Origin of the sequence: Streptomyces sp. NPDC021115, from assembly GCF_044333065.1 — a bacterium.
Classification (GTDB): Bacteria; Actinomycetota; Actinomycetes; order Streptomycetales; family Streptomycetaceae; genus Streptomyces.
This window is the reverse complement of sequence record NZ_JBIRQF010000006.1, coordinates 321,805-335,145: the sequence shown is the minus strand read 5'-3', so window position 1 is coordinate 335,145 and position 13,341 is coordinate 321,805. Positions and strand designations below refer to the sequence as shown.

General features: G+C 72.0%; 13 protein-coding genes. All 13 read right to left on the bottom strand.

What is annotated here, in order from left to right:
* Nucleotides 1-310: 310 nt before the first annotated feature.
* Complete coding sequence (locus ACH4TL_RS21335) at nt 311-1,618, bottom strand: hemolysin family protein (RefSeq protein ID WP_398316473.1); 1,308 nt, start codon at nt 1,616-1,618, stop codon at nt 311-313.
* A complete protein-coding gene (gene ybeY, locus ACH4TL_RS21330) occupies nt 1,615-2,112 on the bottom strand; it encodes an rRNA maturation RNase YbeY (protein WP_398316475.1) in 498 nt (165 codons plus the stop codon). Before ybeY ends, ACH4TL_RS21335 begins: the two co-directional genes overlap by 4 nt.
* A gap of 40 nt (nt 2,113-2,152) precedes the next feature.
* The gene (locus ACH4TL_RS21325; protein ID WP_398316477.1) at nt 2,153-3,160 is read right to left on the bottom strand and encodes a PhoH family protein; all 1,008 of its coding nucleotides are present in this window, start codon (nt 3,158-3,160) and stop codon (nt 2,153-2,155) included.
* A 171-nt stretch (nt 3,161-3,331) separates the two neighbouring features.
* Nucleotides 3,332-4,444, bottom strand: coding sequence for a PfkB family carbohydrate kinase (locus ACH4TL_RS21320; RefSeq protein WP_398316479.1), 1,113 nt, complete (start codon nt 4,442-4,444; stop codon nt 3,332-3,334).
* Nucleotides 4,445-4,590: 146 nt separating this feature from the next.
* Nucleotides 4,591-5,511: a ribonuclease Z gene (locus tag ACH4TL_RS21315; protein WP_398316481.1), complete on the bottom strand. Its 921-nt coding sequence runs from the start codon at nt 5,509-5,511 to the stop codon at nt 4,591-4,593.
* A 5-nt stretch (nt 5,512-5,516) separates the two neighbouring features.
* Complete coding sequence (locus tag ACH4TL_RS21310; protein WP_398316483.1) at nt 5,517-5,876, bottom strand: histidine triad nucleotide-binding protein; 360 nt, start codon at nt 5,874-5,876, stop codon at nt 5,517-5,519.
* An 81-nt stretch (nt 5,877-5,957) separates the two neighbouring features.
* Nucleotides 5,958-7,037 (bottom strand): tetratricopeptide repeat protein, encoded by a 1,080-nt coding sequence (locus ACH4TL_RS21305; protein ID WP_398316485.1) that lies wholly within the window; start codon nt 7,035-7,037, stop codon nt 5,958-5,960.
* 46 nt (nt 7,038-7,083) lie between these two features.
* A complete protein-coding gene (locus tag ACH4TL_RS21300) occupies nt 7,084-8,421 on the bottom strand; it encodes an ATP-binding protein (protein ID WP_398316487.1) in 1,338 nt (445 codons plus the stop codon).
* Between the two features lie 21 nt (nt 8,422-8,442).
* Nucleotides 8,443-8,988 (bottom strand): hypothetical protein, encoded by a 546-nt coding sequence (locus tag ACH4TL_RS21295; RefSeq protein ID WP_398316489.1) that lies wholly within the window; start codon nt 8,986-8,988, stop codon nt 8,443-8,445.
* A 64-nt stretch (nt 8,989-9,052) separates the two neighbouring features.
* The gene (locus ACH4TL_RS21290; RefSeq protein ID WP_398316491.1) at nt 9,053-9,796 is read right to left on the bottom strand and encodes a 16S rRNA (uracil(1498)-N(3))-methyltransferase; all 744 of its coding nucleotides are present in this window, start codon (nt 9,794-9,796) and stop codon (nt 9,053-9,055) included.
* Nucleotides 9,793-10,881: a nitronate monooxygenase gene (locus ACH4TL_RS21285; protein WP_398316493.1), complete on the bottom strand. Its 1,089-nt coding sequence runs from the start codon at nt 10,879-10,881 to the stop codon at nt 9,793-9,795. Before ACH4TL_RS21285 ends, ACH4TL_RS21290 begins: the two co-directional genes overlap by 4 nt.
* A gap of 232 nt (nt 10,882-11,113) precedes the next feature.
* Complete coding sequence (gene dnaJ / locus ACH4TL_RS21280) at nt 11,114-12,247, bottom strand: molecular chaperone DnaJ (protein ID WP_123106629.1); 1,134 nt, start codon at nt 12,245-12,247, stop codon at nt 11,114-11,116.
* Nucleotides 12,248-13,264, bottom strand: a complete 1,017-nt coding sequence (gene hrcA / locus ACH4TL_RS21275; protein ID WP_398316495.1) for a heat-inducible transcriptional repressor HrcA — start codon at nt 13,262-13,264, stop codon at nt 12,248-12,250.
* Nucleotides 13,265-13,341: the final 77 nt, after the last annotated feature.

Below are 13,341 nucleotides of genomic sequence, written 5' to 3'. Positions count from 1 at the left end.
TCCGCGGAGACCGTTTTTCCCTGCGTGGGGGTGCCCATACGGCCGACCTGCCTACGTCGGAACGACAAGCCGACCGTCCCCCGCCAGGGGTATGGGCGGCCCACCGGTCGGTATCTGCAAGTAAGCCGTCGCCTACGCCAGATGGGCCAGACCGCAGAGGGCGAATGCATCCGTATGGCGCAGCGCGACCCCGCGCGTCCGTGCGCCTCCCCGCGCGGGCGTGATACGGGGCGCCCCACGGCCCCACCACTTCTCCCGCCCGCGCCCCCGGCGGCCGCCCTACGTCCCTCCGGCGGCCGCCTTACGCGCCCTACGACTCGGCCGCCGCCGTCTCCCGCACCGGCTCCACCAGCACCGTCACGATGCGGTTGCGCCGCCCCGCCGGGGATTCGGCGGTCAGCCGCAGCGCCTTCAGTGCCGGGTCGGTGCCGCCCTCGGGGACGTCGACCTGGACCTTGGCGCCCGCGATCGGCACCCGGCCCAGCGACTTGGCGAGCAGCCCGCCCACCGTCTCGACGTCCTCGTCCTCCAGGGCCGTGCCGTACAGCTCGCCCAGGTCGCCGAGGCCGAGCCGGGCGGTGACCCGGTGGGTGCCGTCGCCGAGGTCCTCGACGGGCGGCAGTTCGCGGTCGTACTCGTCGGTGATCTCGCCGACGATCTCCTCGAGGATGTCCTCGATGGTGACGATCCCGGCCGTGCCGCCGTACTCGTCGATCACCACGGCCACATGGTTGCGCGCCTGCTGCATCTCGCGCAGCAGATCGCCCGCGTTCTTGGTGTCGGGGACGAAGGCGGCGGGCCGCATGGCGGTGGAGACCAGCTCGGACTCGGACTCCCGGTTGATGTGCGTCTTGCGGACCAGGTCCTTCAGATAGACGATCCCGACGATGTCGTCCTCGTTCTCCCCGGTCACCGGGATGCGGGAGAAGCCGGACCGCAGGGCGAGGGTGAGCGCCTGCCGGATGGTCTTGAAGCGCTCGATGGCCACCAGATCGGTGCGCGGCACCATCACCTCGCGCACCAGGGTGTCGCCCAGTTCGAAGACGGAGTGCACCATGCGCCGCTCGTCGTCCTCGATCAGCGACTCCTGCTCGGCGAGGTCGACCAGCGCGCGCAGCTCGGCCTCGGAGGCGAACGGGCCCTTCCGGAAGCCCTTTCCGGGGGTGAGCGCGTTACCGAGGAGGATCAGCAGCGGCGGGATGGGGCCCATGATCCGGGCCAGCGGAAGCAGCACATAGGCGGCGACGGTCGCGGTGTTGAGCGGATGCTGCGCGCCGATGGTGCGCGGCGAGACGCCGACGGCCACGTACGACACCAGGACCATCACGCCGATCGCGACGGTCAGCGCCTTCCATGTCTCCGGGAAGGCGTGCAGACAGCCGTAGGTGACGACGGCGCCCGCCGCCACCTCGCACGCGACGCGCACCAGCAGCGCCACGTTGAGGTAGCGGGTCGGGTCCTCGGCGACCAGCATCAGCTTGGCGCTGCCCCGCCGCCCGTTCCGCACGGCCTCCTCGGCGCGGAACCGGGTGGTGCGGGCGAGGCCCGCCTCGGCGCAGGCCGCCAGCCAGGCGACCACCACCAGCAGGACGGCCGCCGTGAGGAGCTGCCCGTTCATCGGGTGGTGGGGGCCGGGGAGGGCCCGGTCAGGCCGTACTCGGCCCGCCAGCCGTCGATGATCGCCGCCTGGAGGCCGAACATCTCGGCGCGCTCGTCCGGCTCCTCGTGATCGTAGCCGAGGAGGTGGAGGACGCCGTGGACGGTGAGCAGCTGGAGCTCCTCGTCCATGGAGTGCCCGGTCGGCGCCTCCTCCCCCTGCTTCTTGGCCACGTCGGGGCAGAGCACGATGTCCCCGAGGAGGCCCTGCGGGGGCTCCTCGTCATCCTTCGCGGGCGGCCGCAGCTCGTCCATCGGGAAGGACATGACATCGGTCGGCCCCGGCAGGTCCATCCACTGGATGTGCAGCTGCTCCATGGCGTCGCCGTCGACGACGATCAGCGACAGCTCGGAGAGCGGGTGGATACGCATCCGGGCCAGGGCGTAACGGGCGACATCCAGGATCGCGCGCTCGTCGATGTCCGTACCGGATTCGTTGTTGACGTCGATCGCCATGGGGTGGTTCGTCTTTTCTCGGGTTCTCTTCGGGGGACGGTTACTGTCCGTTGCGGCTGTCGTACTGCTCGTACGCGTCGACGATACGGCCGACCAGCTTGTGCCGGACCACGTCCTTGCTGGTGAGCATGGAGAAGTGGACGTCCTCGACGCCGTCCAGGATGTCCCGCACCTGGCGCAGACCGCTCTTGGTCCCGCCCGGGAGGTCGACCTGGGTGATGTCGCCCGTGATCACGATCTTGGAGTCGAAGCCGAGCCGGGTGAGGAACATCTTCATCTGCTCGGGGTTCGTGTTCTGCGCCTCGTCCAGGATGATGAACGCGTCGTTCAGCGTCCGGCCGCGCATGTACGCCAGCGGGGCGACCTCGATCGTGCCCGCGGCCATCAGGCGCGGGATGGAGTCGGGGTCGAGCATGTCGTGCAGCGCGTCGTACAGGGGCCGCAGATACGGGTCGATCTTCTCGTAGAGCGTGCCGGGCAGGAAGCCGAGCCGCTCCCCCGCCTCGACCGCCGGCCGGGTCAGGATGATCCGGTTGACCTGCTTGGACTGGAGGGCCTGAACCGCCTTGGCCATGGCCAGATAGGTCTTGCCCGTACCGGCGGGGCCGATACCGAAGACGACCGTGTGCTTGTCTATCGCGTCGACATAGCGCTTCTGGTTCAGCGTCTTGGGACGGATGGTGCGGCCGCGGTTGGAGAGGATGTTCTGAGTGAGCACCTCGGCGGGCGTCTCGGCCGCCGCCTCACCCTCGCCGTTCTCGGCTGCGCGCAGCATGGAGATGGAGCGCTCCACCGCGTCCTCCGTCATCGGTTGACCGGTGCGGAGCACCAGCATCATCTCATCGAACAGACGCTGGACCAGGGCGACTTCCTCAGGATCCCCGGTCGCGCTGACTTCATTGCCCCGGACATGGATATCGGTCGACGGGAACGCCTTTTCGATCACGCGCAGCAGCGAATCCCCGGACCCCAGGACCATGACCATCGGGTGCTTGGTCGGGACCGTGAACTGCGCGTGCGCCTGCGGAGCTGTGGTTGGTTGCGTCATGGGCTCGGCTCTGTGGCCTGCTCCTACCTCCTGTGCCAAGGGTGGTCGCTGCTCGACAACCTTGAGATACCAGGGTACGACGGGCCACCGACAAGACCCGAGTGCTTTTACTCCATACCCTTCATCACACCGGCTCTCCGGCGCTCCGCCCCTGGTACCGGGCACGGGTGTTCACGCCCGGCGGAAACCGATCGTCGGCACGGCCCGGCGCAGCACGCCGGGTCGGGCGGCGGTGGGCAGCAGCCGGTCGAGGAAGGCGTAGCGGCGCAGCGCGCTCGGGGACTGGTCGTCGTAGGAGCGGGCGTGCTGCCACCAGGCGCCGATCTCGCACCAGCCGGGCGCGGAGAGCGAACCGCCGAACTCCTGGACGGACAGCGCGGCGGTCAGCCCGGCGAACGCGAGCCGGTCGGCGAGCGGCCAGTCGGCCAGGGTGCCGGTGACGAAGCCCGCGACGAACACGTCGCCCGCGCCGGTCGGGTCCAGGGCCTCCACCGCGATCGCGGGCACCTCGGCGGTCTCGCCGGTGCGGCCGTCCACCGCGTACGCCCCCTCCGAGCCCAGGGTGACCACGGCGAGCGGCACCCGCTCGGCGAGCGCCCGGGCCGCGGCCCGCGGGCAGTCGGTGCGGGTGTAGCACATCGCCTCGGCCGCGTTGGGCAGGAACGCCTCGCAGTGCTCCAGGTCGGCGAGGTCCGCCGGGTCCCAGCGGCCGGTGTCGTCCCAGCCGACGTCCGCGAAGACCCGGCTGCCGCGCCGGGCGGCCTCGGCGACCCACTCCTCCCGGCGGCCGGGCACGAGGGACGCGATGGCGGCCCGGGCCGGGGGCGGGCAGCTGGGCGCGGGTTCCTCCGGCGGCGGCGCCTCGTGGCCGTGGCTGACCATCGTGCGCTCCCCCTCGTACGCCATGGAGACGGTCACCGGGGAGTGCCAGCCGGGGATGGTGCGGGACAGCGCCAGATCGATGCCCTCGCCGCGCTCCAGCGCGTCCCGGCAGTAGTCGCCGTAGTGGTCGTCGCCGAAGGCGGCGGCGAGCGAGGTGCGCAGCCCCAGCCGGGCCAGCGCGGTGGCCATGTTGGCGACGCCGCCGGGGCTGGAACCCATGCCGCGCGCCCAGGACTCGGTGCCGCGGACGGGCGCGGAGTCCAGTCCGGTGAAGATGATGTCGAGGAAGACGGTGCCCGTGAGATAGACGTCACAGACCGGGTCACCGGGGCCGCGGACGGCCGCCAGCGGATCGAGCAGGGGGCGGCAGGGCGAAGGCTGGTCACCGTCGTGTGTCGTCACCGTGTGCTCCCAGGTCGGACCGTTCTGTTCTGTCGCTGCCGTTCTGTTCTGTCGCCGCTCTGTTGCCCTGTTGCTCTGCTGCTCTCGCGGGGGCGGATGCGGCCAGTGTGCACGATGGCACCCGCCCCGCGGCGGGAACGGAGTCGCTACCGCCGCTTCGGCACGGCCACGCTCACCAGGTCCTGGGCGACGGTCAGCTCCCCGTCGAAGCCCGCCGCCCGCGCCTGGCGCTCGAACTCGGCCGGGTCGCCGTACCGCTGCGAGAAGTGCGTCAGCACCAGGTGGCGTACGCCCGCCCCGGCCGCGACCCGGGCGGCCTGCCCGGCCGTCAGATGGCCGTGCTCGGTGGCCAGTGCCTCGTCCTCGTCAAGGAACGTCGACTCGATCACCAGCAGGTCGCAGCCCTCCGCCAGCCGCTCCGCCCCCTCGCACAGCCGGGTGTCCATGACGAACGCGAACCGCTGACCGCGCCGGGCCTCGCTGACCTCCTCCAGCGTGATCGTGCGCCCGTCCCGCTCGATCGCGCCCTCCCGCTGGAGACGGCCGATCTCGGGGCCGCGCACCCCGAGCGCGGCGAGCCGATCCGGCAGTATCCGGCGGCCGTCGGGCTCGACGAGGCGGTAGCCGTACGACTCGACGGGGTGCGAGAGCCGGACCGCCTCCAGGGTGTACGCGGGGGTACGGGCGATCACCTCGGCGTCACCGCTGACGGGCCGCTCGGTCAGCGTGACCGTCTCGCGGTAGGCGGTGGCGTACCGCAGCCGGTCGAAGAAGCGCTGTCCGCTCGCCGGGTAGTGCGCGGTCACCTGGTGCGGCACCCGGTCGAGGTTGATCCGCTGGATGACCCCGGCCAGACCCAGCGAGTGGTCCCCATGGAAGTGGGTGACGCAGATCCGGTTGATGTCATGGGCGGCGACCCCGGCCCGCAGCATCTGCCGCTGCGTTCCCTCGCCGGGGTCGAACAGCACGCCCTCGCCGTCCCAGCGCAGCAGATAGCCGTTGTGGTTGCGGCGCCGGGTGGGCACCTGGCTGGCGGTGCCGAGGACGACCAGTTCGCGTGCGGACAACGGGACTACCCGGGGGGCCAGTTGAGGCCACGGCCGCCGAGCACGTGGGCGTGCGCGTGGAAGACGGTCTGACCGGCGCCCGAGCCCGTGTTGAACACCACGCGGAAGCCCGTGCCGTCGATCTTCTCGTCGGCGGCGACCGCGCTCGTCTCGCACAGCACGTCCGCGGCGATCTGCGGCTCGGCGGCCGCCAGGGACGCGGCGTCCGGATAGTGCACCTTGGGGATCACCAGGACATGCGTCGGGGCCTGGGGGTTGATGTCGCGGAAGGCGACGGTGGTGTCCGTCTCGCGGACGACGGTCGCCGGTACCTCTCCCGAGACAATCTTGCAGAACAGGCAGTCGGCCTGCGGTTCTCCCGCCACCGGTGGCTCCTCACGGATCGTCGACTGGATCGCTTCTCGAACAACGGCACTTCTGGATCATCAACGCTTACCGACGGGATGCTACCGGGCCTCCCTCAGGGCGGCCCGCTCGAACCAGATGGTGATCAAGGGCGGCACCCAGCCCGCGTGCGTGATCACCTGGAGGAACACCCGGTCCGTCCACGGAACGGTCACGATCAGCACCGCGCACAGCGTGGACCACACCGCCTCGTACAGCGAGACCTTCACCCAGAACTCCCGCCGCACCAGCGACCAGACGCCCAACTTGGCACCCTGCGGCAGCTTGCGGTACGCGCGCCAGGCGCCCAGGGCCCAGACGACGCCCATCAGGAGGAGCGCGTACAGCCTCGTGCCGAGGGGCGCGGGCAGCCCGGTCGGATCGTCCCCGGTGGGGAAGACCCGGGCGGTCAGCACGGCGATCAGCAGGCACAGCAGGGCGAGCCAGCGGGTGCCGCGCACCATCCTGAACAGCGTGCCCTCAAGCCCCTTGCGCAGCCCCTGGTCGCTCGGAGCGGCGGCCAGCGCCTGCGCGTAGCCCTCGGCGACCTCCGGAAGCTTGGCCTCCTTCGAGGCCGCCTTGCGGGTGGCCAGCTCGTGCAGCGCCCAGGCGCTGGAGGGGTCGAGGCGCAGCACCTCGCGCACGGCCTGTTCGCACACGTCGTGCCGCCCGAGGGCAAGGGCCGCCTTCCACAGTGCGCGGTGGGTCGCGGTCTCCTCCGGGCCGAGCCGCACGGCGGTCACCGCCGCCTCGTACGACTGGGGCCAGCGGTCGGCCGGATAGGTCAGCGCCTCGGAGAGCGCCACATGGCCCATCCAGTGGTCCGGGGCGATGCGGACGGCCTCACGGGCGGCGGCGGCCGATTCGTCCGAGCGGCCGAGGCGCCGCAGGGCGAACGAACGGAAGCGGTGCGCGCTGAAGTCCTCCGGGGCGCGGCGCAGCGCCTCATCGGACGCGTGCAGCGCGTCCTCGAAGTCCCTGGTGCTGTTGTGGCACACGGCCATCCGCAGCCAGGCCAGGACGTCGTCAGGATCGCTCGCCAGCCTGCGGGCCAGCAGCTCCTTCGCCTGGTCGAACCGTTCGAGTTCGATCAGCGCGGCCGCCTGGGCCGTCAGCGGGTGCTCGGTGCCCGTCTCGCTCATGCGCTTTCCCCGTTTCCGTGCCCGTCCGCGCCCCCGTTCGGGGCGTTCACAGCATCCGCTTGCGCTTGAGGTAGGCCAGCAGATCGTCGTAGGTGCCGCCCTCGTTGGCGAACTGGGCCACATTGCGCGCGGTGTCGAACCACGGGCGGGTCGAGGGCCGCGCCTGCCCCAGCGCGGCCAGCAGATCGTCCTGGCCGATCATGCGGGCCTGTCCGGTCCGTACGGAGTCCATCAGCGCGCGCTCGGCGGCCGTCTCGCACAGGTACTTGAGGTCCGCGCCGGAGAATCCATCGGTCCGCTTGGCCAGTTTGCGCACGTCGACGCCGGCGATCGGGCGGTCCGCCAGGTGGTGCCTGAGGATCGCCTCGCGCGCCGGCTGGTCGGGCGGCAGCACCAGCAGGGTGCGGTCGAGGCGGCCGGGGCGGCGCAGCGCGCCGTCCACGTCCCAGGGGTGGTTGGTGGCGGCGAGCACGAACAGCCCCTCGTTGGCCTCCGCGTCGACCCCGTCCAGCTCGGCCAGCAGCTGATTGACGGTGGTGCGCAGCCCGCTGTGGCGCAGCTGGCTGCGCTTGGCCCCCAGGGCGTCCAGCTCGTCCAGGAAGAGCACACAGGGGGCGCTGCGGCGGGCGGTCTGGAACAGCTCGCGCATGTTCCGCTCGGAGTTCCCGATCCACATGTCGAGGACGTCGCTGATGCTCACCGACATGAAGTGGGCGCCCAGCTCCCCGGCCACGGCCCGCGCGATGTACGTCTTGCCGCAGCCGGGCGGCCCGTACATCAGCAGCCCGCCGCGCAGGCTCTTGCCGTACAGCTTGCGCAGCTCGGGGTTGCGCATGGGGGCGAGGAACGCGGCTTCGAGGCGTTCCTTGACCTCGTCCATGCCGCCGATGTCGGCCAGCCGCAGCCCGGTGCGCTCCACCTCCCACGCCGAGGTCTCACCGGGGTCGTCGGAGCCGTCGGCCGTCAGCGGCTTGTGCGGCTCCGAGGGCGCGTCGCGGTCGTCCGGGCTCTCGACGAAGCGGGGCGGTACGACGTCCGCCAACTCGCCCTCGGCCCGCCGCCAGTCGTACGAACCGCCGCGCGCCACGCGCGGGTCCGCCGGGGGCGCGGTGGGCGGCGCGGGCGGAGTCGCGGTGGGCGCCGCGGGCGGAGTCGCGGTGGGCGCCGCGGGCGGGGCCGGGGCCGTGACGGCGCGGGCCATCAGGGCCTGCGCCTCGGCGTTCCCGGGATCGCGCTGAAGGGCGGCCGCGACCTGGGATATCGCGTCCTGTCCGTACCCGCCCTCCAGCAACAGCCCGGCCAGGTGCAGCCGGAGGGGTACATCGTCCGGGGCGGCGGCGACGGCCGCGCGCAGGCTCTGGATCAGCGGTGACTCGTCCGGCATGGGCCACAGCTTATGCGGCCCCTATTTCCCGGGTGCGGTGGTCCTCTCGTCCCACGGGTGGGTGGGGCTGGCCTTGGTGGGCTTGTCCCAGGGGTGGGTGCGGGTCGGCGCCGGGCTTCCGGTGTCGTCGCCGCCGCCGTCGCATTCGCCGATGACGTCGGCCCGGAAGACCTTGGCCCCCGCGATGGTGCCGGTCAGATCGCCGCGCACGCAGTGGTTCTCCCGCACATAGGTGACCCTGCCGGTGATGCCGATGGCCTTGTCGTCCTCGGTCCTGCCGCGGCACTTCACGGAGGCGTCCGTCGTGCCCGCGTCCCCGGCCGTCGAGGCCGAGGCTCCGGCCGTGGGGCCGCGCTTCAGATCCGCGTTGCAGGTCAGCCAGCGCACCCCGACGCCGCCCCGCTCCAGGGCGGAGGTGCCGACCTTGTCCGTGGTGATCGAGACGGCGATCGCGGTGATCCCGCCGTCCCTGGGCTCACACCCCGTCACCGCGACGGCCGCGGCGACCGCGGCCACGGCCGCCAGCAGCGGCCGTCCGCGCCGTACATGATGGCTCAATACCCCCATAGAGGACAGGTTCCCATCACGCCCGGCGAACCGGAAGACCATCGTCGGCCACCCGCGGGTTCCCTCAACTCCAGCGGCCGGTGCGGCCCAGGAGGAGCGCGGCGGCGGCCGTTCCGGCCGTGGACGTGCGCAGGACGCTCGGGCCCAGCCGGTACGGGCGTGCGCCCGCCGCGGCGAAGGCCGTCAACTCGTCCGGCGATACGCCCCCTTCGGGGCCCACGACGAGCACGATATGGCCCCCGTGGGGCAGTTCAGCCGTCGCCAGCGGGTCGCTGCCCTCCTCGTGGAGCACGGCCGCGAGGTCGGCATCGGCGAGAAGTCGAGCAACCTCCTTGGTCGTCATCGCGTCCGCGACGTCGGGGAAGGTCAGCCGACGGGACTGCTTGCCCGCCTCGCGCGCGGTCGACCGCCACTTGCCGAGCGCCTTCTGCCCGCGCTCGCCCTTCCACTGCGTGATGCAGCGGGCCGCCGTCCACGGCACGATCGCGTCGACGCCCGTCTCGGTCATCGTCTCCACGGCCACCTCGCCGCGGTCGCCCTTGGGCAGCGCCTGGACGACGGTGATCCGCGGGCTCGGCGCCGCCTCATGGCGCACGGCGTCGACCTCGACCAGCAGCCGGTCCTTGCCCTCGACGGCCGCCACGGTGCCCGATACGCCCGTACCGGCGCCGTCCGTGAGGACCACCGCCTCGCCGGCCCGCAGCCGCTTCACCGACACCGCGTGCCGCCCCTCGGGGCCCTCCAGCCCGATACGGGCCCCCACGGCCGCTCCCGCGAGGGAGTCGGCCACGAACACCGGAGCGGTCACGACACCACGCCGCGCGGCGCCTGGAGCCCGTACACGGCGCCCGTCGGGTCCAGCTCCATGGCCAGGGTCTCCACCAGCTGCGCGGCGGGCAGTTCGCGCGCCATCCGGTGCCCCTGGCCCGCCCACAGCGCCATGGCCTGCGGGTCGCCCTCCTTGGCCGCCGCCTTGCGCAGCCCGGAGGTGAGGTGGTGCAGCTGGGGGTAGGCGGCCGGGGCGTACGGGCCGTGGTCGCGGATGAACCGGTTGACCAGGCCGCGCGCCGGGCGGCCGGAGAACGCCCGGGTCAGCTCGGTCCGGCCGAACAGCGGATCGGTCATGGCCGCCTTGTGCAGGGCGTTCGCCCCCGACTCGGGGCACACCAGGAACGCGGTGCCCAGCTGCCCCGCGGACGCGCCAGCGGCCAGCACGGCGGCGATCTGCGAGCCGCGCATCAGCCCGCCCGCCGCGATGATCGGGACCTGCACGCTCTCGCGCACCAGCGCGACCAGCGACAGCAGCCCGAACACGGCGCCGGGGGCGTCGTCGGCCGGGTCGTTGCGGAAGCCGCCCTGGTGGCCGCCGGCCTCCACGCCCTGCACGCAGACGGCGTCGGCGCCCGCCCACTGGGCGGTCTCCGCCTCCACCGGCGAGGTCACGGTGACGACGGTCCGGGTGCCCACCCGGGCGAACGCGTCCAGCACGGCGCGGGTGGGGCAGCCGAAGGTGAACGAGACCACCGGGACCGGGTCGTTCAGCAGGATCGCCAGCTTGGCGTCGTACGCGTCGTCGGAGCCGGACTCGGGGTCCCCGAGCGCGGTCTGGTAGCGGACCGCCTCGCCCGCGACGCGGTCGGCGTAGATCGCGACGGCTGCCGGGTCGCTGGGCGCCTGCGGCATGAACAGATTGACGCCGAAGGGGCGGCCGGTCAGCCCCCGCAGCTGCTTGATCTCCTCGTACATCGCCTCCGGCGTCTTGTAACCGGCGGCGAGGAAGCCGAGGCCCCCGGCCTCGGAGACGGCGGCGGCGAGCTGCGGGCAGGAGGCCCCGCCCGCCATCGGAGCCTGCACGATCGGGTACCGGGCGAGATCGGTCAGCGCGGAGGACATGGCCACATGGTGCCATGCCCTCCACGGCGCTCCGTCACCGGATCAGCGTCCGTCGAACGCGTTCACCGGCGGCGCCCAGCGCCCGTTGAACGCGTCCTTCACGGGCGCCTACCGTCCGTTGAACGCGTCCTTCAGGCGCGAGAACAGCCCCTGCTGCCCCGGCTTGCTCCATCCCCCGGGGGCGCTGCGGACAATAGCGGCTCCGCCGCGGGCCGGACCCCCGGCCCGGCGCCTACCGTCCGTTGAACGCGTCCTTCAGGCGCGAGAACAGCCCCTGCTGCCCCGGCTTGAATTCCCCGGTCGGGCGCTCCTCGCCGCGCAGCTTGGACAGCCGCCGCAGCAGCTCCTCCTGCTCCGGGTCGAGTTTGGTCGGGGTCGTCACCTCGACGTGCACGATCAGATCGCCGCGGCCGCCGCCGCGCAGATGGGTGACGCCGCGCTGGTGCAGCGGGACCGACTGGCCGGACTGGGTGCCGGGCCGGATGTCGATCTCCTCCAGGCCATCCAGCGTCTCCAGCGGCACCTTGGTGCCGAGCGCCGCCGCGGTCATCGGGATCGTCACCGTGCAGTGCATGTCGTCGCCGCGCCGCTGGAAGACCGGGTGCGGCACCTCGTGGATCTCCACGTACAGGTCGCCCGCCGGGCCGCCGCCCGGGCCGACCTCGCCCTCGCCCGCGAGCTGGATGCGGGTGCCGTTGTCCACACCGGCCGGGATCTTCACGGTCAGCGTGCGCCGCGAGCGGATCCGCCCGTCGCCCGCGCACTCCGGGCACGGGGTCGGCACCACGGTGCCGAAGCCCTGGCACTGCGGGCACGGCCGCGAGGTCATGACCTGGCCGAGGAAGGACCGAGTCACCTGCGAGACCTCACCGCGGCCGCGGCACATGTCACATGTCTGCGCCGAGGTGCCAGGCGCCGCGCCCTCACCGCTGCACGTGGTGCACACCACCGCGGTGTCGACCTGGATGTCCTTGGTGGTGCCGAACGCGGCCTCGTTCAGCTCCACGTCGAGGCGGATCATGGCGTCCTGGCCGCGCCGGGTCCTGGACCGCGGGCCGCGCTGCGAGGCGGTGCCGAAGAACGCGTCCATGATGTCGGAGAAGTTGCCGAAGCCCGCGCCGAAGCCACCGGCGCCGCCGCCGGCGGCCGAGCCCGACGGGTCCCCGCCCAGGTCGTAGACCTGCTTCTTCTGCGGGTCCGACAGCACCTCGTAGGCGGCGTTGATCTCCTTGAACCGCTCCTGGGTCTTCGGATCCGGGTTCACGTCCGGGTGCAGCTCGCGTGCCAGCCGGCGGAATGCCTTCTTGATCTCGTCCTGCGAGGCATCGCGCTGCACGCCCAGGACTGCGTAGTAGTCCGTCGCCACTTACGACTCCGCCAGGATCTGTCCGACGTAACGTGCCACTGCGCGTACCGCTCCCATCGTTCCGGGGTAGTCCATGCGGGTCGGTCCGACCACGCCGAGTTTGGCGACGGCTTCGTCGCCCGAACCGTAGCCGACCGCGACGACCGAGGTGGAATTCAGGCCCTCGTGAGCATTCTCATGCCCGATACGCACGGTCATACCCGAGTCTTTGGCCTCGCCGAGCAGCTTGAGGAGGACGACCTGCTCCTCAAGTGCCTCCAGAACGGGCCGGATCATCAGGGGAAAATCATGCCCGAAACGCGTGAGGTTCGCGGTGCCGCCGATCATCAGCCGCTCTTCGGTCTCCTCGACGAGCGTTTCGAGCAGGGTCGCCAACACGGTGGAGACCGTCCCCCGGTCCTCCTGTTCGAAGGACTCCGGAAGATCCTGCACCAATTGCGGCACATCCGCGAACCGCCGCCCCACGACCCGGCTGTTGAGCCGGGCCCGCAGATCCGCCAGCGAGTCGTCGCTGATCGGAGCCGGGCAGTCCACCATGCGCTGCTCGACCCGCCCGGTGTCGGTGATCAGCACCAGCATCACCCGGGCCGTGGCCAGCGGCAGCAGCTCCACATGTCGCACCGTCGAACGCGTCAGCGACGGATACTGCACCACCGCGACCTGCCGGGTCAGCTGCGCCAGCAGCCGGACGGTGCGCCCCACCACGTCGTCGAGGTCGACGGCGCTGTCCAGGAAGTTCTGAATGGCCCGCCGCTCCGGGGCGGACAGCGGCTTCACTCCGGCCAGCCGGTCCACGAAGAGCCGGTAGCCCTTGTCCGTGGGAATGCGCCCGGCGCTGGTGTGCGGCTGGGCGATGAAGCCCTCGTCCTCCAGCGCGGCCATGTCGTTGCGCACCGTGGCCGGGGAGACGCCCAGCTGGTGCCGCTCGGTGAGGGCCTTGGAGCCGACCGGCTCCTCGGTGCCCACGTAGTCCTGGACAATGGCACGCAGCACTTCGAGTCTGCGTTCGCTGAGCACCCCGCGCACCTCCAGTCCAGCCGTGTCATCAGGTCGTCCCTCTGGCACTCAACGGTCACGAGTGCCAGAACCCCTCA

Bases quoted from the DNA above. Each gene is read 5' to 3' on its own strand.
- ACH4TL_RS21295 (WP_398316489.1), bottom strand. From the start codon at position 8,988: ATGGGGGTATTGAGCCATCATGTACGGCGCGGACGGCCGCTGCTGGCG.
- ACH4TL_RS21285 (WP_398316493.1), bottom strand. From the start codon at position 10,881: ATGTCCTCCGCGCTGACCGATCTCGCCCGGTACCCGATCGTGCAGGCT.
- ACH4TL_RS21300 (WP_398316487.1), bottom strand. From the start codon at position 8,421: ATGCCGGACGAGTCACCGCTGATCCAGAGCCTGCGCGCGGCCGTCGCC.
- ACH4TL_RS21325 (WP_398316477.1), bottom strand. From the start codon at position 3,160: ATGACGCAACCAACCACAGCTCCGCAGGCGCACGCGCAGTTCACGGTC.
- ACH4TL_RS21305 (WP_398316485.1), bottom strand. From the start codon at position 7,037: ATGAGCGAGACGGGCACCGAGCACCCGCTGACGGCCCAGGCGGCCGCG.
- ybeY (WP_398316475.1), bottom strand. From the start codon at position 2,112: ATGGCGATCGACGTCAACAACGAATCCGGTACGGACATCGACGAGCGC.
- ACH4TL_RS21335 (WP_398316473.1), bottom strand. From the start codon at position 1,618: ATGAACGGGCAGCTCCTCACGGCGGCCGTCCTGCTGGTGGTGGTCGCC.